The 21,790-nt window shown below is 41.6% G+C and carries 21 protein-coding genes; 10 read left to right on the forward strand and 11 right to left on the reverse strand.

Annotation, left to right across the window (positions count from 1 at the left end; genetic code table 11):
- Positions 1-43: 43 nt before the first annotated feature.
- Both AN393_RS06540 and AN393_RS06545 read right to left on the reverse strand, forming a co-directional pair.
- Positions 44-553, reverse strand: coding sequence for a DUF421 domain-containing protein (locus tag AN393_RS06540; protein ID WP_055017655.1), 510 nt, complete (start codon positions 551-553; stop codon positions 44-46).
- Positions 554-660: 107 nt separating this feature from the next.
- Positions 661-1,101, reverse strand: a complete 441-nt coding sequence (locus tag AN393_RS06545; RefSeq protein WP_055017656.1) for a GNAT family N-acetyltransferase — start codon at positions 1,099-1,101, stop codon at positions 661-663.
- A gap of 108 nt (positions 1,102-1,209) precedes the next feature.
- Between AN393_RS06545 and gloA the strand changes: the two genes are divergently transcribed.
- Positions 1,210-1,737, forward strand: coding sequence for a lactoylglutathione lyase (gene gloA / locus AN393_RS06550; RefSeq protein ID WP_024033580.1), 528 nt, complete (start codon positions 1,210-1,212; stop codon positions 1,735-1,737).
- Between the two features lie 80 nt (positions 1,738-1,817).
- Here the strand turns inward: gloA and htpX are convergent, their stop codons facing one another.
- The 6 genes from htpX to bioB form a co-directional block, all read right to left on the reverse strand.
- Entirely contained in the window at positions 1,818-2,681 is an 864-nt protein-coding gene (gene htpX / locus AN393_RS06555) for a protease HtpX (RefSeq protein ID WP_055014831.1), read from the reverse strand.
- Between the two features lie 229 nt (positions 2,682-2,910).
- Complete coding sequence (locus tag AN393_RS06560) at positions 2,911-4,473, reverse strand: FAD-dependent oxidoreductase (RefSeq protein WP_055017657.1); 1,563 nt, start codon at positions 4,471-4,473, stop codon at positions 2,911-2,913.
- 146 nt (positions 4,474-4,619) lie between these two features.
- The gene (bioD, locus tag AN393_RS06565; RefSeq protein ID WP_055014833.1) at positions 4,620-5,303 is read right to left on the reverse strand and encodes a dethiobiotin synthase; all 684 of its coding nucleotides are present in this window, start codon (positions 5,301-5,303) and stop codon (positions 4,620-4,622) included.
- Positions 5,304-5,322: 19 nt separating this feature from the next.
- Complete coding sequence (locus tag AN393_RS06570; protein WP_055017700.1) at positions 5,323-6,207, reverse strand: methyltransferase domain-containing protein; 885 nt, start codon at positions 6,205-6,207, stop codon at positions 5,323-5,325.
- Complete coding sequence (locus AN393_RS06575; protein ID WP_055017658.1) at positions 6,204-7,361, reverse strand: 8-amino-7-oxononanoate synthase; 1,158 nt, start codon at positions 7,359-7,361, stop codon at positions 6,204-6,206. Before AN393_RS06575 ends, AN393_RS06570 begins: the two co-directional genes overlap by 4 nt.
- Positions 7,362-7,372: 11 nt before the next feature.
- Positions 7,373-8,413: a biotin synthase BioB gene (gene bioB / locus AN393_RS06580; RefSeq protein WP_055017659.1), complete on the reverse strand. Its 1,041-nt coding sequence runs from the start codon at positions 8,411-8,413 to the stop codon at positions 7,373-7,375.
- A gap of 92 nt (positions 8,414-8,505) precedes the next feature.
- Between bioB and bioA the strand changes: the two genes are divergently transcribed.
- The 6 genes from bioA (at position 8,506) to AN393_RS06610 (ending at position 15,009) form a co-directional block, all read left to right on the forward strand.
- Positions 8,506-9,807, forward strand: a complete 1,302-nt coding sequence (gene bioA, locus AN393_RS06585) for an adenosylmethionine--8-amino-7-oxononanoate transaminase (RefSeq protein ID WP_055017660.1) — start codon at positions 8,506-8,508, stop codon at positions 9,805-9,807.
- A 163-nt stretch (positions 9,808-9,970) separates the two neighbouring features.
- Complete coding sequence (locus AN393_RS06590) at positions 9,971-10,783, forward strand: hypothetical protein (RefSeq protein WP_055017661.1); 813 nt, start codon at positions 9,971-9,973, stop codon at positions 10,781-10,783.
- A complete protein-coding gene (locus AN393_RS06595) occupies positions 10,784-11,824 on the forward strand; it encodes an extracellular solute-binding protein (protein WP_055014839.1) in 1,041 nt (346 codons plus the stop codon). It begins immediately after the preceding gene.
- Positions 11,825-13,324, forward strand: a complete 1,500-nt coding sequence (locus tag AN393_RS06600) for an iron ABC transporter permease (RefSeq protein WP_055017662.1) — start codon at positions 11,825-11,827, stop codon at positions 13,322-13,324.
- 14 nt (positions 13,325-13,338) lie between these two features.
- Complete coding sequence (locus tag AN393_RS06605) at positions 13,339-14,352, forward strand: ABC transporter ATP-binding protein (RefSeq protein ID WP_055014841.1); 1,014 nt, start codon at positions 13,339-13,341, stop codon at positions 14,350-14,352.
- A gap of 18 nt (positions 14,353-14,370) precedes the next feature.
- Positions 14,371-15,009, forward strand: coding sequence for a Vat family streptogramin A O-acetyltransferase (locus AN393_RS06610; protein ID WP_055017663.1), 639 nt, complete (start codon positions 14,371-14,373; stop codon positions 15,007-15,009).
- Positions 15,010-15,027: 18 nt separating this feature from the next.
- Here the strand turns inward: AN393_RS06610 and AN393_RS06615 are convergent, their stop codons facing one another.
- Positions 15,028-15,462 (reverse strand): ATP-binding protein, encoded by a 435-nt coding sequence (locus tag AN393_RS06615; protein WP_055014843.1) that lies wholly within the window; start codon positions 15,460-15,462, stop codon positions 15,028-15,030.
- A 283-nt stretch (positions 15,463-15,745) separates the two neighbouring features.
- On the opposite strand from AN393_RS06615, the gene asnS reads away from it, so the two are divergent.
- Both asnS and AN393_RS06625 read left to right on the forward strand, forming a co-directional pair.
- Positions 15,746-17,143 (forward strand): asparagine--tRNA ligase, encoded by a 1,398-nt coding sequence (gene asnS / locus AN393_RS06620; protein ID WP_055014844.1) that lies wholly within the window; start codon positions 15,746-15,748, stop codon positions 17,141-17,143.
- A 131-nt stretch (positions 17,144-17,274) separates the two neighbouring features.
- The gene (locus AN393_RS06625) at positions 17,275-18,207 is read left to right on the forward strand and encodes a PstS family phosphate ABC transporter substrate-binding protein (protein WP_055017664.1); all 933 of its coding nucleotides are present in this window, start codon (positions 17,275-17,277) and stop codon (positions 18,205-18,207) included.
- Positions 18,208-18,256: 49 nt separating this feature from the next.
- On the opposite strand, the gene AN393_RS06630 is transcribed toward AN393_RS06625, so the two are convergent.
- A complete protein-coding gene (locus AN393_RS06630; protein ID WP_055017665.1) occupies positions 18,257-19,183 on the reverse strand; it encodes an electron transfer flavoprotein subunit alpha/FixB family protein in 927 nt (308 codons plus the stop codon).
- Positions 19,184-19,933 (reverse strand): electron transfer flavoprotein subunit beta/FixA family protein, encoded by a 750-nt coding sequence (locus AN393_RS06635; RefSeq protein ID WP_055017666.1) that lies wholly within the window; start codon positions 19,931-19,933, stop codon positions 19,184-19,186.
- 206 nt (positions 19,934-20,139) lie between these two features.
- Between AN393_RS06635 and AN393_RS06640 the strand changes: the two genes are divergently transcribed.
- Positions 20,140-21,786, forward strand: coding sequence for an electron transfer flavoprotein-ubiquinone oxidoreductase (locus tag AN393_RS06640; protein ID WP_055017667.1), 1,647 nt, complete (start codon positions 20,140-20,142; stop codon positions 21,784-21,786).
- The last annotated feature ends 4 nt before the right edge of the window (positions 21,787-21,790 follow it).

Consider the following 21,790-nt stretch of genomic DNA (forward strand, 5'->3'; position numbering starts at 1 on the left):
GTAATATACCTGCCTTAATTAATATAAGTACTAGCGCCTTACTTTATTGCTCGCTTACATCACTCAGCGCCGTTTTTATCCCGCTTTTATTTTGCTTTAGTACACTAAAACTGCCATCGGTTTCGAGCACGACGGCGGCAACATCTTCTATGGCTAATATACCCGCACCACGAATAGCCGCGCGAATTTCTGATTTAGTCACCCGCTGCGATTTAAGAGCCGCCGTGCAGTATTCACCCTCACTTAGTAACAGCGTAGGCTCTGCTTTTATAAGCGAAGCAAATGTAGATGAGCGTACACTTAGCCACGTAATAAAATATTGCAGCCCTATTAACACAATAAACGCGAGCATGCCCTCTAGCAGCGCAACGCTTTTTGTAATGATCACCGAGGCTAAAATAGAACCCAGCGCAATAGTGACAATAAAATCAAACACATTCCATTTAGAAAGCGTACGCTTACCCGATATACGTAGCCAAAATACCAGCGCGATATAACCCAACACGCCAATAATAAGTACACGTATTAAGCCCTGCATATCATCAAAAAACATAGTCACTCCTTTATATGCGATATTTACTTTGTGTAAGTAGTTCCTGCAATAGTTATTTAAACCCTACAGGGCACTTAGTTAAATAACGATGAATAAAGCGCTTTATTTTATTTTGCTAATTGTTTTAAAAACTTAATTTTACTGAGCATCGTACTTTGTTTATCGACATAGCCAGCTATGTGATAGCCATTTGTGATTAACATAGTGAGCATTTGAGGAAACTGGTTCATCGATTTTACATGTATATGGGTATAGCCTTGCTCAGCGGCCCATTGCTCCTGCTGAATAAGTAGCTTTTTAGCTATACCACGCCTTCGGTATTTAAAATGTACGCCACCAAGCCAGCTGTAAAATTGCGTAGTTGATTGTTCATAGCCAATTTTAAAACCGACTAATGTATCTTCAAGGTAGGCCACTAATATAAGTGCTTTTTTATTATTTAAGCGGCTATCCAAAGCTTGGTTATCAATAGTGGTTAAAAGTTCGGGAATATGTTTACTTACAGCGGTTATATCCTTAAATGTGCCCGTGGTTATTGTAATAGCCATGTACTTCCTTATTTTAAAATTGCGCTATGTAATTTAAACGACGGTTGATTATAATAATTTAAGCATTATATCTCTATTTTCGCTTCTTAATTTATACAAAGGATTACCATGTCTAGCTATAACGAATCGCCAGAGCAAATTGAACAAGCCACTAAAGGCTATGTGATGCAACAAACTATGTTGCGTATTAAAGATCCCAAACCGTCGCTCGAATTTTATCAAAATGTATTAGGTATGAAGCTATTAGGTAAGTATGACTTTCCTGAAATGAAGTTTACGCTGTACTTTTTAGGCTACGAGCCAGAGCAGCCGCAAGGTGATGATAAAACCAAAGCTAAATGGGTATTTGGTCGCCCTGCGCTAATTGAGCTTACCCATAATTGGGGCACAGAAGACGACGATAGCTTTGAGGGCTACCACAGTGGCAACCAAGAGCCTAAAGGCTTTGGCCATATTGGTATTAGCGTGCCAGATGTTTACGCTGCCAGCGAGCGCTTTGCAAAGTACGATGTAGAGTTTGTTAAAAAGCCAGATGATGGCTCAATGAAGGGCTTAGCATTTATAAAAGACCCCGACGGCTACTGGATAGAAATTCTCTCACCAGAGGGCATTACTGATATTATTTTTGGTAAATAACCTCAACGCTTGATAAACCAGTCAGCACATACTAAAAAGCCAGCTATTAAGCTGGCTTTTGTGTTTTAAATAAGGGTTACTTATTTACGTAGTGCGTCTATTCGCGCATCAAGTGGTGGGTGAGATGAAAACAGCTCAGCCATCCCTTTTCCACTTGCAATACCAAAGGCCATCATTGAGCCTTGTAATTGCGACGGGTGGTTTTGCTTTAATCGCTCAAGGGCAGAACGCATTTTGTCTGCACCTACCAATTTAGCGGCGCCACTGTCGGCAGCAAATTCGCGTTTACGGCTGTAACTTGCAACCACTATGCTTGCCAGTACACCAAATACAACTTGGAATAACATATCGAATAAAAAGTAAGACCAGCTGCTACCGCCCTCTTCTTCATCGCCATTTAAAAAGTTATCGACTATGCCAGCCAGTACTTTTGCGGCAAATATTACAAAGGTATTTACCACGCCTTGTATTAGCGTAAGCGTTACCATGTCGCCATTAGCTACGTGCGATACTTCGTGGGCAAGTACGGCTTCGGCCTGGTCTTGATTCATGTTATGTAATAAACCTGTGCTTACCGCCACCAGCGAGTTGTTTTTACTTGGGCCGGTTGCAAAGGCGTTCATTTCTGGGCTGTTGTAAATGGCTACTTCAGGCATGTTTATACCTGCTTTTTGAGCTTGTGCTGATACGGTTTGTACAAGCCAGTGCTCGGTTTCGTTGCGCGGTTGAGTAATTACTTGTGCGCCCGTTGATTTTTTAGCAATCCACTTAGACATAAATAACGAAATAAACGAGCCACCAAAGCCAAATACTGAGGCTATAAGTAATATTCCGCCAAGGCTACGATGGCTTAAACCCAGCGCGCTCATTATTATTGAAAGCACGACACCTAATACCAACATAACCGCTAGGTTAGTTAATAAAAACAAAAATATACGTTTCATATTGTCCTCACAAAAATAGGTTTGATCACCGAACATAAAATTAAATTAGGTTAAAGCAATCATTACGCTATGACACACTATGTCATAGCGTTGAGGCTATTCTGTGACAAACTATGTCATAACGCAAGGGTTATTTTTGGGTTTATGAATAAATTTTTAAAGAGGCTTTAAAAAGAGGGAAAGTGCGGCATAACACGATATTGAAACCTCGTTATGCCATTAAAAATAACTAGTTGCGGGTGGTTTTAATACAATTGTTAATGGTTGCCATATCGGTTGGAAAACCACGCTCTGTAGCTAATAATTTAGCAACCTTAGTGATATCTGCATGGTTATGCTGCACAAGGTAGGTCCACTGATGATGAGTGCGATGTGCGTTAATATGTTCATCGTCGCTTAGTAAGCCAAGTTTTGTAAATTCGGCGACTATTTCGTCGGCAGCAATTAAAGTTGATGACGCTTTTACGTTTTCGGCACGTGCATAGCTAATATGCGAATATAAACTAACATCTGCTACGCGCAAAGTGTCGTCTTCGCCAGGGATTTGCTGGCCACCAAACAAGGCATTGTTTTGTGTATTGGCACTTTTAAATGCTGGTACAAACTCGGCTACATAATCAATGGCTTTTTGACTACGTGCTTTTAATACCTGCTGATCCCACCCATTATTAATATAATTTAAATATTTATCAGGCAGTTGTGGCTGCGCCGTTTGCTCAGTAGTATCGGCTAGGCCATCGTTAAACAAGGTAATTGAGTTGGTCATACCATGAATTTGATAAAAGCCATTAGGATAAGGCGTTAGTTGTGCCATGCCCTCGGGTGTACCCCGATTACCATAAATAATAATTTCGGGTATTTGCCCGCCTGCCCCTTGCCAGTGCGTAATGTATGAGGCTTTAAATTCGACCATACGCTTGGGCTTTACGCCGACCATGTCATCAACAACACCAGTTTGAAAGCCACAGGCGTTTATAAGGTAATCTACCTCTACTGTTTGGGTTGTACTGCTTTGGTTGTTTTGGTATTCAATTTGCCATTTTGGCATTTGGCTGCCAGCACTGTTTTGCTCAACTTGGCTAACTTGCTTAACCTCAGTACTGGTAAGTACGTTTGCGTGTTCGTACTGAGCAAGGGCCAGTTGCGCACTGGCCGATAACCTAAAAATATTCCAGCCGTATTCTTGAGCAACAATTAGCGGGTATTTTACTTTGTTTAAGTTTAAGTGCTTAGCTACGGGGATCATCCATTCATCAAGCGTTTTAGGCTGTGCAACTTGCTCTTTTTTACTCAGCGCTATCATTTGCTCATGGCTATACAACTGATAGTAATTATCAGGTTCGCCAAGCACCTTGTTATTGCAATCTTGTTCAACGAGCTCTTTATATGCGTTGGTAATTTTGTCTAAGCGTGGCAGTAAATCGTCGGGTGAATCGTCATCGCGTGTTGGTACTGCAAACACGGTTGGGCGCACGTCTATGGTGTAGGGGTATAGGCGTAAAATATCAATACATTGTTTGAGTAAGTCTATGCAATCTTCGTCTGGTATTTCACGGTATAAGTTACCGCCCGCATGTAAATGACACATGGGCGGGCCATCTATTAGTGACTTTTTTTTCTCAAAAATAGTGGTTTGAATACCAAGCGCAGCCAAACGTATAGCTATTGTTGCTCCCGCTGTGCCGCCACCTAAAATGCCCACACGGGTTTTAGGCTGAGTACTTTGCGGTACTTGCGGCTCTGCCGTGACCTGTGTGTTTTGAGCATAGCGTTTAATATATGGGTGCGTCATATAGCGGGTTATTTCCTTAGTAACAAAAGCTGTAACCTTTAATATGTGTACTAAAGTAGGTAAATTCAAGGCGTAAATACAATTAATAAGCTCATGTATTTAATATAAAAAACTGCTTTGCATTTGAAAATGCAAAGCAGCCCAAATTAGCCTTGTATACTGAGGGTATTAAGTAAGGTTTTGTATATTTGCAGTTTAGGGGTTTGCTCGCTGTATGGGCTTATAGCCAAAATAGGAAATGGCAAGCGTGCTTTTAACGAATCAAGGTTAGCTTGGTATTCGTCCATATTTGGGTCTACTTGGTTGGCAATCCAGCCTACACAGTTTATGCCTAAACTTTGCATATGGGCAGCGGTAAGTAAGGCATGGTTTAAGCAGCCTAGTTTCATGCCTACGACTAAAATTACCGGAAGTTGCTCGGCTTTAACCCAATCGTATAAATAATCGGTGTTATTAATTGGCAGTGCCCAACCACCCGCGCCTTCGGTTAGATGATAATCGGCACCTTGTTGTTTAAGGGTTGCGTACGCTGTGCTTAATTTATCAAGCGTAATAGTGACCCCTACTTGCTCTGCTGCTATATGCGGTGCAATAGGTGGTGCAAAGGCAAACGGATTTATTACATCGTATTTGGCACTTACCGTGGCGCTTTCCATTAGCATAAGTGCATCGGCATTTACTAGCTGATCAAACGCCATTTCGCAGCCTGCTGCAAGTGGTTTAAAGCCAATTGCGTTTTTTTTATGTTGGGCGAGTAGCTTTAACAGCAAACTAGTAACGTGGGTTTTTCCGGCGTCGGTGTCGGTACCGGTAATAAAAAATTCTTTCATTTTACTGCCTTGATCAATTTTAACGTGTGCTACTTACGTATTTGTAATCGGTTTTTTTTAAAGATAATAATACCACATGGTACGACACACACGCTTGATTGTTTAAAAGCGGATATGCCTTGCATACCCGTTGCAAAGCCGACTTAGTTAATAGCCCCTGGCGTGAATTAGCATGGTTTTGCGTGGTAGCACCAATGGCCTTTATAGATTTAATGGCTTTTAGTGGGCTTGAGTAACAATCGGTATATATTACTTTTTGCGAGCTATTAATACTAAACCCCGCTTTTTGGACCGACTGGTTTATATAAGCATGTGTATTAAAGGTATTTACATGGCTGCGGTTATCAAGCGCTGCAAACGCTGTTTTAATTTCGTTAAGCGAGCCCGCCACCACTGTGCTTATATATGCCTGCCCACCTGGCTTTAAGCTTTTATAAAGCGCCTGCATTAATTTTTCAAAATTGGCCGACCATTGCACTGCAAAGTTACTAAATACAACGTCAATACTGTTGGCTTGAAGCGGCAGGTTATCCATATCGGCGCAAACTTTTGGGTTAGTTAATGCAGCGCTTTTAAGCATGTTTAAGCTTAAATCTATAGCGATTACTTGGCCGTATTGTTTGTTTAGCTGTGAAGTATTAACCAGCGGACCAGCCCCTAAATCAACACATAATTTATTTTGATTGTGTGGCTGGGTGTTTATTAATTTAAATAAATCGCTTGCTGCCTGTTTTTGTACATTTGCATGGCTGTTGTATTGCTCAGCTGCTTTAGAAAACTTATTACTTGCCCCCTTTTTAAGGGCTGAATGAGGACGAACTTGCTCAGCATTTATAGCTGAAAGCGCCGGCTTTTTATTTACAGTTTGCGTACTGTGGTTATCAGTTAAGGCCTGCGCAATCATGCTATTGCGCATTTTAAATGCTCAACAAGTGTGGTTATATCTGCACGGGTATGCGCTGCAGTTAAAGTAACACGTAACCGCGCGGTATTATGCGCAACAGTAGGCGGGCGAATAGCCGTTAACCAAATACCCTGCTGTTTAAGCTTTTGCGCTGCGTGCAAGGTTTGCTCGGCGCAGCCAAGTACAATGGGCTGAATAGCAGTGTCTGACTCCATTACAGCAATAGCGTGGTGTTTACAAAGCTGCTTAAAAAAAGCAATGTTACTACTAAGCTGCTGGCGTTTAGTATCTGCGCGCTTTATGGCTTGCAAGCGCGTAAGCGTAAGGGCTGCCATAAGTGGCGACATAGCCGTTGAATAGGTGTAGTCGCGATTAAACTGCAGCATGTAATTAATTAATTGGTTATTTGAAAGTACACAGGCCCCGCTACTTGCCACCGCTTTTCCAAAGGTAATAACCAGTATTTCGGGCAGTGCTAAGCCCTCATCCAACAATACCTCGCAGCTACCTAAACCGGTTTTACCTAATGCGCCAAAACCATGTGCATCGTCAATCATAAGCCAAGCATTGTGCTCTTTAGCTAAAGCAAGCAGCTCTTTTATGGGGGCGGTGTCGCCATCCATCGAAAACACCCCTTCGCTAATAATCAGCTTATTGTGTGCTTTTGATTTTTCGAGCCGCGAACGTAAGTGTTTTAAATCGTTATGATTAAAGCGCACTAGTGCGGCATTTGAGTGCATTGCACCATCAATCAAACTGGCGTGGTTTAGCTTATCTTGAAAAATTGCACTGTTTTGTGCAGCACTTTTATCACTAAACAACGCTTTAATTACACTGCTATTTGCACTAAACCCCGAGTTAAACACCATGCCAGCTTCGTAGCCAAGCGCGCTACATAGGTATTGCTCTAACTCTTGTTGCTGCGCCTGATAACCAGTAACTAAGGGAGAGCTGTGGCTACCAAGTACGTTGTTTTGCTCAAGCTTTATACCGCAATCACCAAAACCTAAGTAATCATTACTGGCAAAATTAAGGTAAGTTGCGTTATTTACTGTAATGGTACGTGCTGTAGCGCGTTGCACCACATGGCGTTTGCGTAATAATGCATCTTGTTGGCGCGCTTGAATATGCGTATTTATAAATTCAAATGGCATAAAGGCTAGGCTTACGCTTCGTAGAATAGTTCAGACGTTGCTTTATCAGCTACTTGCGATGAAAGTGATGCGGCAACGGCTTCGTCTGAGTAGTCTTGGTGTTTTTCTGGGTTCATGCCTAACTTTTTAATTAGCTTCATGTCGGCATCGGCCTCTGGGTTTTCTGTTGTTAATAGCTTATCACCATAAAATATTGAGTTAGCACCTGCAAAAAAACACATCGACTGCATTTGCTCGTTCATGGCGCTGCGCCCTGCCGATAAACGCACGTAGCTGTGTGGCATCATAATACGGGCAGTTGCTATGGTGCGTATAAATTCAAAATGATCTAAATCGTCTACGTTTTCAAGCGGTGTGCCTTTTACTTTTACCAGCATATTAATAGGTACGCTTTCTGGTTGCTGTGGTAAATTTGCCAATTGCATTAATAAACCGTATCGGTCTGCAGGTTGCTCGCCCATCCCTACAATACCACCTGAACATACTTTCATGCCGGCATCACGAACGTGATCTATGGTATTTAATCTGTCTTCAAAGGTACGGGTCGATATAATTTGTTCGTAATATTCAGGCGAGGTGTCGAGGTTATGGTTGTAATAATCAAGGCCTGCATTACTTAGTTCATGTGCTTTTTCGTTGGTAAGTTTACCAAGGGTCATGCAAGTTTCTAGGCCGAGTTCTTTTACTTCTTTTACCATTTTAGAAATATAGGGCATGTCTCTGTCTTTTGGATCTGACCAGGCTGCGCCCATACAAAAACGCGTCGCGCCTTTTTGTTTAGCTAAGCGTGCTTGTTCTACCACTTTTTCTACCTCGATTAAGCGCTCGCGCTCTAAGTCGGTTTTATAGTGCCCCGATTGTGGACAATATTTACAGTCTTCTGGGCAAGCGCCTGTTTTAATAGATAGTAAAGTAGATATTTGTACTTCGTTAGGATTAAAATTAGCGCGATGAACCGAGGCCGCTTTAAACAATAAGTCGTTAAATGGCATTTCAAATAATGCTTTTACTTCTGCGTGGGTCCAATCGTGGCGAACAGGTGCATGTTCCATAGTAGTCTCTTATTTTTCTCAGTGGTGATGTTGGATTAGTCTACGTCTTGAAGTACCATTGTCAACGAAACCCATCACCTCAAAGTTTACATATGAATAAAAAACAAACGATTGACCTAGATTTTGATCGTGACCACATTTGGCACCCCTACACATCTATGACACAGCCTATCCCTGTGTATCCTGTTACTCATGCCAAACACAATATAATTTACTTAGAAACCGGCGAGCAACTTATAGATGGTATGGCGTCATGGTGGAGTGCTATACACGGCTATAATCATCCAATTTTGAATAACGCCATGATTGAACAAATTAATAGTATGAGCCATGTAATGTTTGGCGGCATTACCCATAACAGCGCGGTAGAGCTGTGTAAAAGGCTTATTACAATTACCCCACCGGGTTTAACTAAAGTATTTTTAGCCGATAGTGGTTCGGTTAGTGTAGAAGTAGCCATAAAAATGGCGCTGCAATATTGGCTAAGCCAAGGCATTACCAGCAAGCAAAAGTTAATGACGCCGTATAAGGGTTACCATGGCGATACGTTTGCCGCTATGAGCGTGTGCGATCCGGTTAATTCTATGCACAGTTTGTATAAAGGTTTTTTACCTGAGCATGTGTTTGTACCTGCCCCTGTAAGTAAATTTGATGGCGATTTTGACCAAGCAGAAGCACAAACGCTAGAGCGCTACTTTAAAGCGCACCACCACGAGGTAGCCGCTTTTATAATTGAGCCTATTGTACAAAATGCCGGAGGCATGAACTTTTATCACCCCGCGTATTTGGCCTGCGTTCGTAAATTATGCACGCAATATAATGTTTTACTGATTTGCGATGAAATAGCCACTGGGTTTGGCCGCACAGGTAAATTATTTGCTTTAGAGCACGCTAATATCGAACCCGATATTATGTGTATAGGTAAAGCACTTACCGGAGGCTCAATGACACTTTCGGCAACGCTTACCAGTAATAAAATAGCCACAGGTATTAGCGAGGGGGAGGCCGGCGTTTTGATGCACGGACCTACTTTTATGGGGAACCCCCTTGCCTGCGCAGTGGCGTGCGCCAGTATAGATTTGCTCCTAGCGCAAAACTGGCAGCAACGCATTAGCGATATAAATACGCAACTACAACAACTTAATAAGTGTAATGAATTAGATGCTGTAGCCAATGTACGTACTTTAGGTGCTATAGGCGTTGTAGAGCTAACTGATGTTGCTGGGAGTGTGGATGTTGCAAAAATTCAAGCTTACTTTGTTGAGCAAGGCGTATGGATTCGCCCGTTTGGCAAACTTATTTATCTAATGCCCCCGTATATTAGCGACTCAGCCAGTATAAAAACCCTATGCGATGCTATTTACAAAGCTATTGCTGGTAAGCATTACTGCTAAGCGTTAAATTATACCTAAGAAGCAGAGCCATCATTTGCCTGTTAGGTATTAATTTTTCTCAGGTTTTGAGCTTTTTATTAGCGTATTAGTTATATTGATTTTAGTAAATATTACGGATATGATAATGTCTATCATTTACAATTACCTTTTCGGACTCTCTACTATGAAACACCTTTCTAAATCTGTAAAAACACTAGGTGCAAGCCTATTGTTAGCTTCTGCTTTTGCTACACAGCCTGTGCTAGCTAACGGCCCAATTGGTGAGCACGTAAACCACTTACAAGAAAACATTAAAGACTATTCAGAAGAAGTTGAATGGATGGTTGGTAAAGTCGACACCATGGTAACTGACTACAGCAAAAACGGTGCTAAAGCAGTTAAAAGTGATGATTTAATTGAGTATTGGGAGTCGGTTAAGTTTCATAGTGCTATTGAAACTAACTACGTACCCGTGTACGCCTCTATTTGGCAAGGAATTTATGGCGTAAAAATGGCTATTGATAACAACAAGCCTGCCCAAGAAGTGCGCAAACAGCAAAAAGCCATGAACATAGCCTTGTGGCAAGGTCTTGGTGCTGTTAAGCTTGCCGCAAAATTCCAGCAAAAAGGCTTACTTGATACAGTTAAAGCCACTGCAACAGAAAGCATGACCCAAAGTGCCACAATTGACGAAATCAAGCATAAGCTTGACCGTGTTGTTGCTAAGTTTGCAGAGCGCTTAAACGAAGAAGCCACTGAAATTGTTCACGATACGTATTTACACCTGTTTGAAGGCGTAGAAGGTACGCTTATTGAGCAAGATGCAAAACTAGTAGAAGTACTGGAAAAAGATTTTAACGTAACACTTCCACAAACTATTAAAAGCGCTAAAAGCGTTGATGAAGTACGTGACGTGGTAAGTGATATGCACACTAAATTAGACCGCGCTAAAACGCTAATTGAAAAAGCGGAGAAGTCGCGTAAGGATGTTTTTTAAGTGAAGCGTAGGACCTTTATACAAGGCCTAGCTGCGTTAGGGGTTGTTGGCGCTATGCCACTGCCCCTTTCTCGCGCACTAGCTGCCGATATAGCAAACCCAGTGTCTGTTGATAATTTACCAAAGCTTAAAGGTGATTTAACCTTATACCTTGGCCGTGGTGAAGGTGGTTTGTATGAAAATGTATTACAAGCGATTCAGAAAAAAAATCCCGATTTTAATTTAGCTATTCGCCGAGGTCCAACCGCTGCGCTTGCCAATACCATAGTAGCAGAAGCCAAAGCAGGCGTACGTAGAGCCGATTTGTTTTGGGCAGTAGACTCAGGCGCTATAGGCCTAGTGACTGATGCAGGCCTTGCAAAGCCGCTGCCTAGTGATTTATCTGCGCAATTACAGCCGCAATTTAGATACGATCAATGGGCGCCTGTAACTGGCCGTATACGTACATTACCGTATAACACGTCGCGCTTAACTAAAGATCAAATTCCTACAAGCATAATGGACATTGCAGATAGCGATTTATCAATTGGTTGGGCCCCTGCTTATGCTTCGTTTCAATCGTTTGTAACCGCTATGCGTATTTTAGAAGGCGATGATAAAACGGCTAAATGGCTTAAAAAAGTTAAAAAGCGCGCTAAAACCTACGCCGGTGAACTCGGTGTTGTTATGGCGGTTGAACGTGGTGAAGTAGATATTGGCTTTGCTAATCACTATTACACATTACGTCTAAAATCAGGTAAACCCGATGCTAAACTAGATTTAGCCTTTACCGAGCAAGATGCAGGTTGTTTAGTCAATGCCTCTGGCATACTAACGCTAAACGATGACCCGCTTGCAACCAACTTTATGCGATATTTACTAAGCGAAGAAGTGCAAGGTTATTTAGCTCGCGAAGCTTACGAAATACCGCTGGTTAATGGTATTACTCAACCTCAAGGTTTACCATCGCTAAGTGATATATCTCCACCAAAAGTTGATTTAACGCAACTTGCGGATTTACGCCCTACCATCAACTTGATGCGCAACAACGGCGTTTTATAAATGCGAATACCTGCTTCTTACCCAATGGCGCTGCTTGCAGCGCTCATTACGATTACCCCTGTTTATATTTTAATTACCCTTGCTAGCGACACCAGTACCCTTTTTGACAGTCATAACTTAAAAATACTGGGCAATACGTTATCGCTAATGGGATTGACCGTATTAGGTTCAATTCTAATTGGGGTGCCACTGGCTTTTATTAGTGCATATGTGCATTTGCCTTTTAAGAAAATATGGCTGGTAATTTTTGCCGCGCCATTGGCTATTCCAAGTTATATTGGCGCATTTACTTTATATGCTGCGTTTGGCCCAGGCGGTGAAATAAATAATCTACTTGGCTTTGAAACCCCACCCATGTACGGGTTAAGTGGTGCAGCCATTGTAATGACCTTATATACATTTCCTTTTGTAATGATGACCACACGCTCATCTTTACTTAGTTTAGATGCCAGCATGGTAAACGCAGCGCGTACTTTGGGTATGTCGATGACACAAAGTGTGTTTAAAGTGATTTTACCTCGTGTGGTAAATGGTATTGCAGCAGGCTCGTTATTAGTAGCGCTTTATACCCTTTCGGATTTTGGTACTCCTGCCATGATGCGCTTAGATACCTTCACTCGGGTAATTTACGTAGAATACAATGCGTTTGCGTTAGGGCGTGCTGCTATGTTGTCGTTACAATTAATGGTAATTGTGGGCTTTTTACTATTAATAGAGTCACAAATAAAAACCGCCTCTGAGCGCCACGGTCGTCCACTTGTGTTGTTTCCATCTAAATGGCAAGTAACTGCGATGATTGCTACCTTTGGCCCTATTTTATTACTCGCTATTGGTTTACCGCTGGCAATATTTTTTGTTTGGTTAGCGCGTGATGGTTACAGCAATTTTGACTTTAGCATAGCGTGGAATTCAGCCTATGCCTCAGCGATTGCCGCCATAGTGGCAGTTATTGTGGCTATTCCTGTAGCTCATGCTGCTTTAAGCGGAAAGGCCGGTAGAATTATGGAGCGTGTTACCTACTTTGGTTTTGGTATTCCCGGTATTGTAATGGGCACCGCCCTTGTTTATGGTGGTTTACAGCTGCCATTTTTATACCAAACGTTAGCGCTTTTAATTATCGCTTATATGCTTAGGTTTTTACCACTTGCCGTAGGCTCTGTTCGCACTAGCACAGAACATTTAGATCAAAGCTTAATTAAATCGGCACGCGTACTCGGTGCAAGCCCACGTGAAGCCTTTACTCGCATTACCTTACCATTAACAATGCGTGGAATTATTGCCGGCGCTGCATTAGTGTTTTTAGAGTCAATGCGCGAACTTGAAGCAACACTATTGCTAGGCCCTACCGGGTTTGAAACCCTTTCAACTTATTTATGGCGGGTCTACGAAGCCGGATATTTTGGCCGTGCTGCCATTCCCGGTTTATTGTTAGTGGTGATTTCTGCTTGTGGCTTAGCTATTATGATGTCTGGCGAAAAACGTAACCAACTCGAACATTGAGGATTTAAATACAAATGCTATCTGTAAGCCAGTTGTCTATAGATTACGGCAGTAACCGTGTTGTAAGCGATTTAAATATATCGTTAGGTGACAATGAAATTCTCATGCTAGTGGGCCCTACGGGTTGTGGTAAAAGTACAATATTGCAAGCACTTGCAGGGCTTATCCCTATCAGTGAGGGTGAAATAAACGTAGGTAAGTGGCGAGCAACGCCCACCCTCAATGTGCCTCCTGAAAAACGCAGTGTGGGCATGGTATTTCAAGATTTTGCGTTGTTCCCTCATTTAACCGTTGAGCAAAACATTTGTTTTAGATTAAAAAACACTGCCATTGCGGATCACTGGATTAAACTACTTGGTCTAAATGACTTTAGAGCAAAAAAACCAGCCACCCTCTCTGGTGGTCAAAAACAGCGTGTGGCACTTGCCCGTACACTTGCCCACCAGCCTGATTTTGTGTTGCTTGATGAGCCACTTTCTAACCTCGATGCCGCATTAAAAGATATGCTGCGCTGGGATATTAGAAATGCCCTTAAAGAAGCTGGTGTGCCTGCAGTGTGGGTTACTCATGACCAAGAAGAAGCGCTTTCTGTAGGTGATCGTGTGGGTGTATTACAAAACGGTAAAATACAGCAACTCGATAGCCCTGAACAATGTTTTAGCATGCCAAACAACCGCTTTGTGGCACGCTTTTTAGGTGAGGCAAGCTTTATTGCTGGGCAGTTTGAAAATGGCCAAGCAACCACCAGCATTGGTGTAGCACCTGGCCAAGGTGTAGACTGTGATAGCGGCGATGTAGATGTATTACTGCGTCCCGATGATGTACAGCTTATCCAAAACTTAAATCAACCTAACGGTGAAGTTGTTTGGGTACGCTTTGAAGGTGGCAGCCGTTTATGTGCGGTTAAATTAAGCTGTAATACGCTCGTTACTAGCCGTGTCAGCCACGAGGTTGTGGTCAACCCCGGCGACAGCGTTCATGTTTCAATTGTGACTACTCACCCGCTGGCTGTGTATAAAAGACAATAATTAAACGATGAGGTAGCTATGCCTAAACAGGGTCCTAATCCAAATAACCCAGCCCCTGTTGAGGGCTTTCCTCAGGTAGGCTTTTTAAAAAACTTTATTACCTCGCCTAATATAGTTGTGGGTGATTATACCTATTACGACGATCCTGATGGCCCTGAAAACTTCGAAAAAAATGTTCTTTACCATTTCGATTTTATTGGAGACCGCCTCATTATTGGGAAATTTTGCGCCATAGCTAAAAACGTAACCTTTATAATGAACGGCGCAAATCATCAAACCGCGGGGTTTTCTACCTATCCATTTTTTATATTTGGCAACGGCTGGGAAAAATCAGCCCCGCAGGCTGGCGAGTTACCCTTTAAAGGCAATACGGTTATCGGTCACGATGTATGGATTGGTTATGACGCAACCATAATGCCGGGGGTTAATATTGGCAGTGGCTCTATCATTGCAAGTAAATCGGTGGTGACCTGTGATGTACCTGCTTATAGTGTGGTAGGTGGTAACCCAGCAAAAGTAATTAAAACTAGGTTTGATGGCAACACTATAAGCACCTTATTAGATATAGCCTGGTGGGATTGGAGCAATGAAAAAATCACTGCTCATCTAGATGCCATTACTCAGTGTAACTTAAGCGCTTTAATAAAGCTTAAGTAATCCATAAGTAACATTCACCTACCATTCAAACATATACGCCATTTTGCTAATAGTTTTTAAGGGCACATTATGCGTATTGCGCTTGGCGTATAAGTGTTGCATAGATTTATCTTTAACCTCACCTACAATCACCTCTTTAACTTGGTAGCCAAGTGCATGTGCAGCTTGAGAGTACGCAATAAACTCCCATTTTTTTATATTGGTGTTATCAACAATGACAAGCGGAATATTTTGCGCTAACGCATTTATAAAGCGCGCTAAATTTAAGTTATGGTATTGCGGTAATTTAAATTTATCAAAGTGGTATTCACCTTGCTCATTAACGAAGTAATCATCGGTTGAACAAATCAAATACTGGCTTGAATCTACTCCACCTAGCTCATCTGCTAGGGTTTGGGCATAGTAAGACTTACCACTTCCTGGTAGCCCTCTTAAAATAAAAACTTGTTTCATAGCATCCATTTTTGGGTAATGGTAAACGTTTATACGAATACTTTAATAATGCCACAAAATCAGTAAATTTAAGAGTACCAAATAATAATAGTGGTAATTTAAAGCAAAAAACGCTGTAAAAGTAACCCACATGCATAAAAACTTTTAAAGAGTTGCTCACAATAGTTTTTTTATTTTATTTAACTAGGTAAGATACACGGTTCAAGTTCAACGCACTAAATTTAACCGCTGCGTTGAGTAGTTAATATTATACAGTTAGGCAACTTATATCATTGGAGTGAAGATGAGCCATTTAGCGATTTCAGAGCTATTAAAAGGCAATGTTGCGGTAGACAGCCAAGTAACAGTAAAAGGCTGGATCCGTACACGCCGCGATTCAAAAGCAGGAATATCATTTTTAGCCGTTCATGACGGTTCGTGTTTTGATCCTATACAAGCGGTAGTTCCTAATTCACTAAATAATTATGATGAAGTTACTAGCTTAACAGCCGGTTGTTCTGTGTCGGTTACTGGTGTGTTAGTACAATCTGCAGGTAAAGGACAGTCTTTTGAAATTCAAGCTAATTCTGTCACTGTGTTAGGTTGGGTAGAAAACCCTGATTCATACCCTATGTCGGCTAAACGCCACAGCATTGAGTATTTACGTGAGCACGCTCACCTTCGCCCTCGCACAAACATGATTGGCGCAGTAACACGTGTACGTAACTGTTTAGCACAAGCTATTCACCGTTTTTACCACGAGCAAGGTTTTTACTGGATCAGCACACCAATCATCACAGCAAGTGACTGTGAAGGTGCAGGTGAAATGTTCCGCGTTTCAACGCTAGACATGCAAAACTTGCCGCGCACTGATAAAGGCGATGTTGATTACAGCGAAGACTTTTTTGGTAAAGAAGCCTTTTTAACGGTATCTGGCCAATTAAATGGTGAAACATACGCATCGGCTATGTCAAAAATTTACACCTTTGGTCCTACGTTCCGCGCAGAAAACTCAAACACATCTCGCCACTTGGCTGAGTTTTGGATGGTTGAGCCTGAAGTTGCATTTGCTGATTTAGAAGACATTGCAAAACTTGCTGAAAACATGCTTAAGTATGTATTTAAAGCGGTACTAGAAGAGCGCCGTGATGATATGGAGTTTTTTGCTCAGCGTATCGAAAAAACAGCGATTAGCCGTTTAGAAGAGTTTGTAGAAAAAGACTTCGCGCAAGTTGATTACACTGATGCCGTAGAAATACTTAAGTCATGTGGTAAAAAGTTTGAATACGCTGTTGAATGGGGTGTAGATTTACAATCAGAGCACGAGCGCTACTTAGCAGAAGAGCACTTTAAAGCACCGGTTGTTATTAAAAACTACCCGCGCGATATTAAAGCGTTTTACATGCGCCAAAACGAAGACGGTAAAACCGTTGCCGCTATGGACGTTGTAGCACCTGGCATTGGTGAAATTATTGGTGGTTCACAACGTGAAGAGCGCCTTGATGTGCTTGATGCGCGTTTAGATGAAATGGGCTTAAACAAAGAAGACTACAGCTGGTACCGCGATTTACGTAAATACGGTAGCGTGCCACACTCTGGCTTTGGTTTAGGTTTTGAACGCCTGGTTGCCTATGTAACAGGTATGGGCAACGTACGTGATGTAATTGCCTTCCCTCGTACTAAAGGTAGCGCGACCTACTAGTCAAGTTAATTGATTTAAAAGCCAGCTTTTTTGCTGGCTTTTTAATGCCTGTTTAAGATACTGTTTATAAATTAGAGATTTATAAATTTTGAGCTATAGTTTTATAACGAATTCGTTATCGGACTAATAGCATGATAAAAAACCTTATTTTAGCAGCTACTGTACTGCTTTCTTCATCAAACATAGCAACATCCGTTTCCAATATTGATCCACAACACAAACCGTTACTTATTGGTGGCTCCTCTTCGGTTACACACCTTTTGCATTTAATCAAACCTACCTTTGAAAAACAAACCAATACCGCCATGCAAATTCGCTCTATGGGAAGTACTAAAGGCATTAAAGCCATAGCGGAGAACATTATAGATATTGGCACGTCTTCGCGTTATTTAACCAACGCCGAACAAGAAAAATACCCTCACGTTCGCCAAATTATTATTGCGCAAGATGCGTTGGTCTTTTTCACTAACAAGAAAAATAGTATCGACTCGCTAAGTATTGAGCAGCTTAGTAATATTTATGCGGGTAAATATAAAACATGGCAAGAAGTTAACCCAGGTTATGTACCAGAGACACAAAGAGATAACAAAATTTTACTTTTTAGTAAGGCCTATAATCATGGCACATTTGATATTTTGTTAGAATTTTTAAACCTAACGTTTATGCGCGTACCAAATGCCAATACTATTAAATTAAAGCAAACCGGTAACCGCGGTTTATTTCCAAAAACTGAAGTACAAATGTACGACGAATTTAATCAAGCGCTTGGCATAGTACAACGTATGCCTAATGCTATTGCCTTTGACTCTTATGGCGCTGTATCTCAACTACAGGGGTCTAAAAAAATTAATAAAATAAATTTACTGGGCATCAATGGCGTTGACGTTTCCGATGAAACCATTAAAAACGGTGAATATACGTTTGTTCGCCCCCTTATTTTATTAGTAAATAGCCAATCTAGCCGCTCTGTAGAGCAAACCGATTTGTTGCTTAATTTATTAAAAAATAAACGTGTTTTAGATACTTTGTCAGCACATCATTACTCTATGGTTGAGGTGGAATAAAAAAGCCGCAGGAACCTAAGTTCACCGCGGCTTTACAACCAGAATGTGTTTAAAGCGCGTTTTCAAGCTGCGGTAATACATCAAATAAATCAGCAACTAGACCGTAATCTGCTACCTGAAATATTGGCGCGTCTGGGTCTTTGTTTATTGCAACAATGACTTTTGAATCTTTCATACCTGCTAAGTGCTGAATAGCACCACTAATACCGACTGCAATATATAAGTTAGGGGCAACAATTTTACCTGTTTGCCCCACTTGCATATCATTAGGTACAAAGCCTGCATCAACGGCTGCGCGTGATGCACCAATAGCTGCACCTAACTTATCGGCAATACCGTTTAATAACGCGAAATTTTCACCGTTTTGCATACCGCGACCACCAGAAATAACCACTTCTGCAGCTGTAAGCTCAGGACGTTCCGACTCAGTTTGCTCAACGCTTACAAAGTCACTTAGTTGTACATCATTCGCAGCTTCCAATGCACTAATATTGGCAGGTGATTGTTCGTTTTGTAAGTCAAAGCTGCTCGCACGTACGGTGATTACTTTTTTGTTATCTAGCGACTTAACCGTGGCAATGGCATTACCAGCGTAAATTGGACGTTTAAAAGTTTCGCTATCTACCACTTCAATTATTTCTGAGATTTGCGCCACATCCAAAAGAGCGGCCACGCGTGGCATAAAGTTTTTGCCGGTGGTCGTTGCACTGGCAACAATATGTGTATAGTCATCGGCTATGCTTAAAACAAGTTCAGCCATATTTTCAGCTAATTGATGCTCATAAAGGGTATTGTCAGAGGTCAATACATTAGTAACCCCTTCAATACAGGCCGCTTTCTCACTCATTGCGCCTAGTTTTGTCCCTGCTATAAGCACATCTATATCAAAACCTAATTTACTTGCCGCATTTATTGTTTTTGAGGTTTCTGGTTTTAGTGCACCGTTATCGTGCTCTGCAATTACAAGTGTTTTCATTTAAATCACCTTTGCCTCTGTTTTAAGTTTTTCAACTAGTTGGGCAACATCTTCAACAATAATGCCCCCACTGCGCTTAGCCGGCTCTTCTACTTTTATTAATTCTACGCGCGGTGTTAAGTCAACACCTAACGAATCTGCTGCTATGACATCGAGAGGTTTGCGCTTCGCTTTCATGATATTAGGCAGCGATGCATAGCGCGGCTCGTTTAAGCGCAAATCGGTAGTTACAATAGCAGGCAGTTTCAGAGCAACCGTTTGTAAGCCACCATCTACTTCTCGGGTAACACTAACTGTATTACCGTTTATATCTACTTTAGAGGCAAATGTACCTTGGCTGCGCTTAGTTAAAGCCGCTAACATTTGGCCTGTTTGATTGTTGTCTGAATCAATAGATTGCTTGCCAAGGATAACCAACTCAGGAGCCTCTTGCTCCACTAATTTTGCTAATAATTTAGCGATGTGCAATGACTCTAGTTTTTCATCCGTTTCGATGTGAATGGCTTTATCTGCACCTAATGCAAGTGCAGTGCGTAGCTGCTCTTGTGCAGCTTTTGCACCAATTGTTACTGCGATAACCTCAGTGGCTGTACCCGCTTCTTTTAATCGAATCGCTTCTTCTATAGCAATTTCACAAAATGGGTTCATTGCCATTTTTACATTTGCTAAGTCAACGTCACTGTTATCAGCCTTTACGCGTGCTTTAACGTTGTAATCGATCACTCTTTTTATTGGAACGAGAACTTTCATAGGAACTCCATCTATATTTAAACCTACAAGCTAACGTGTACGTCAACCTATTTATTTTATGAATTCAGACTACTTCCTGTTGACGTAAACGTCAACCTAAAATAACCTTAAAGTATTCACAGCCTGTAACATTTAATGTGTAAGTATTAAAAAGGCTGCATTGCTTATCTAATTTAGCTAAGCCCGTCATTGATTAAGAGGTTATTATGGTCGAACGTGAAACCATGGAATTTGATGTAGTTATCGTAGGCGCGGGCCCAGCAGGTCTTGCCAGTGCCATTAAACTCGCGCAATTAGCTCAAGAAAAACAACAAGAGCTGAGTATTTGTGTAGTAGAAAAAGGCTCCGAAGTAGGCGCGCATATTCTTTCAGGGGCGGTATTTGAAACTAAAGCCTTAGACGAGCTTTTACCAAACTGGCAAGAACTTGATGCGCCTATTACAACGCAAGTCTCCCACGATGAAATTTATTGGTTTAATAACAGTGAGAAAGCCACCGCTCTCCCTCGCTTTGCGACCCCTAAAACATTTCATAATGAAGGCAATTACATTGTATCGATGGGGAATGTGTGCAGGTGGCTTGCAGAGCAAGCCGAAAACTTAGGCGTTGAGATATTCCCAGGCTTTAGTGCTCACTCTTTAATTATTGAGCAAGACATTGTCAAAGGGATTATCACAGGTGACATGGGTGTTGATAAAGATGGCAATGAAAAAGATGGCTATATGCCAGGTATGGAGCTTCGTGCGAAATACACGATATTTGCTGAGGGTTGTCGCGGCCATTTAGGGAAACAACTTATCAATGAGTTTGCGCTTGATAAAGAAGCTTCGCCACAACACTATGGCTTAGGCTTTAAAGAAATATGGCAAATTGATGCAAGCAAACACCAACAAGGCAAAGTCGTTCATGGTACGGGCTGGCCACTGTGTGGCAATACTAATGGCGGCTCATTTATGTACCATTGTGAAAACAATCAGGTGGTTGTAGGTTTAATTGTTGACTTAAATTACGCGAACCCTCACCTAAGTCCATTTGATGAGTTCCAACGAATGAAACACCACCCTGTGTTTAAACACACCCTTGAAGGGGGTGAACGTATTGCTTATGGTGCTCGCGCTATTGCCAAAGGCGGCCTTTATTCATTACCAAAAATGCATTTTGCAGGTGGACTATTAATAGGTTGCGATGCAGGTACACTCAATTTTGCCAAAATCAAGGGTAATCATACTGCAATGAAGTCGGGAATGGTGGCGGCAGAAGTTATTTTTAATGCACTCAACATGGGCCACGCCAATACAGATTTAGCTGAATACAAAAACGCGTTTGAAAATTCATGGGCTTATAAAGAGCTATACCAATCTCGCAATTTTGGCCCTGCGATGCATACATTGGGTAAATTTGTTGGAGGTGCGTACAACACCCTAGATCAAAACATATTCAAAGGTGCTCTGCCCTTTACCTTTAAAGATAACACGCCCGATTACGACACGCTTAAAGATGCAGCTAACAGCCCTAACATTAACTACCCTAAGCCAGATGGACAAATTAGCTTTGATAAACTCTCTAGCGTATTTTTATCAAACACTAACCATGAAGAATCGCAGCCGTGCCACTTAAAATTAAAAGATGACTCAATTCCTATCTCAGTTAACTTAGTTAAATTTGATGAACCCGCACAGCGTTATTGTCCGGCTGGTGTATATGAAGTGCAAAAAATAGAAGGCGAAAACCAATTGGTCATCAACGAACAAAACTGTGTGCATTGTAAAACCTGCGACATTAAAGATCCTAGCCAAAATATTACCTGGGTTACACCCGAAGGCGCTGGCGGCCCTAACTACCCAAATATGTAACTAT

The sequence above is a fragment of the Pseudoalteromonas sp. P1-25 genome, assembly GCF_001401805.1.
Lineage (GTDB): Bacteria > Pseudomonadota > Gammaproteobacteria > Enterobacterales > Alteromonadaceae > Pseudoalteromonas.

Bases quoted from the DNA above. Each gene is read 5' to 3' on its own strand.
- AN393_RS06540 (WP_055017655.1), bottom strand. From the start codon at position 553: ATGTTTTTTGATGATATGCAGGGCTTAATACGTGTACTTATTATTGGC.
- AN393_RS06545 (WP_055017656.1), bottom strand. From the start codon at position 1,101: ATGGCTATTACAATAACCACGGGCACATTTAAGGATATAACCGCTGTA.
- gloA (WP_024033580.1), top strand. From the start codon at position 1,210: ATGTCTAGCTATAACGAATCGCCAGAGCAAATTGAACAAGCCACTAAA.
- htpX (WP_055014831.1), bottom strand. From the start codon at position 2,681: ATGAAACGTATATTTTTGTTTTTATTAACTAACCTAGCGGTTATGTTG.
- AN393_RS06560 (WP_055017657.1), bottom strand. From the start codon at position 4,473: ATGACGCACCCATATATTAAACGCTATGCTCAAAACACACAGGTCACG.
- bioD (WP_055014833.1), bottom strand. From the start codon at position 5,303: ATGAAAGAATTTTTTATTACCGGTACCGACACCGACGCCGGAAAAACC.
- AN393_RS06570 (WP_055017700.1), bottom strand. From the start codon at position 6,207: ATGATTGCGCAGGCCTTAACTGATAACCACAGTACGCAAACTGTAAAT.
- AN393_RS06575 (WP_055017658.1), bottom strand. From the start codon at position 7,361: ATGCCATTTGAATTTATAAATACGCATATTCAAGCGCGCCAACAAGAT.
- bioB (WP_055017659.1), bottom strand. From the start codon at position 8,413: ATGGAACATGCACCTGTTCGCCACGATTGGACCCACGCAGAAGTAAAA.
- bioA (WP_055017660.1), top strand. From the start codon at position 8,506: ATGAATAAAAAACAAACGATTGACCTAGATTTTGATCGTGACCACATT.
- AN393_RS06590 (WP_055017661.1), top strand. From the start codon at position 9,971: ATGAAACACCTTTCTAAATCTGTAAAAACACTAGGTGCAAGCCTATTG.
- AN393_RS06600 (WP_055017662.1), top strand. From the start codon at position 11,825: ATGCGAATACCTGCTTCTTACCCAATGGCGCTGCTTGCAGCGCTCATT.
- AN393_RS06605 (WP_055014841.1), top strand. From the start codon at position 13,339: ATGCTATCTGTAAGCCAGTTGTCTATAGATTACGGCAGTAACCGTGTT.
- AN393_RS06610 (WP_055017663.1), top strand. From the start codon at position 14,371: ATGCCTAAACAGGGTCCTAATCCAAATAACCCAGCCCCTGTTGAGGGC.
- AN393_RS06615 (WP_055014843.1), bottom strand. From the start codon at position 15,462: ATGAAACAAGTTTTTATTTTAAGAGGGCTACCAGGAAGTGGTAAGTCT.
- asnS (WP_055014844.1), top strand. From the start codon at position 15,746: ATGAGCCATTTAGCGATTTCAGAGCTATTAAAAGGCAATGTTGCGGTA.
- AN393_RS06625 (WP_055017664.1), top strand. From the start codon at position 17,275: ATGATAAAAAACCTTATTTTAGCAGCTACTGTACTGCTTTCTTCATCA.
- AN393_RS06630 (WP_055017665.1), bottom strand. From the start codon at position 19,183: ATGAAAACACTTGTAATTGCAGAGCACGATAACGGTGCACTAAAACCA.
- AN393_RS06635 (WP_055017666.1), bottom strand. From the start codon at position 19,933: ATGAAAGTTCTCGTTCCAATAAAAAGAGTGATCGATTACAACGTTAAA.
- AN393_RS06640 (WP_055017667.1), top strand. From the start codon at position 20,140: ATGGTCGAACGTGAAACCATGGAATTTGATGTAGTTATCGTAGGCGCG.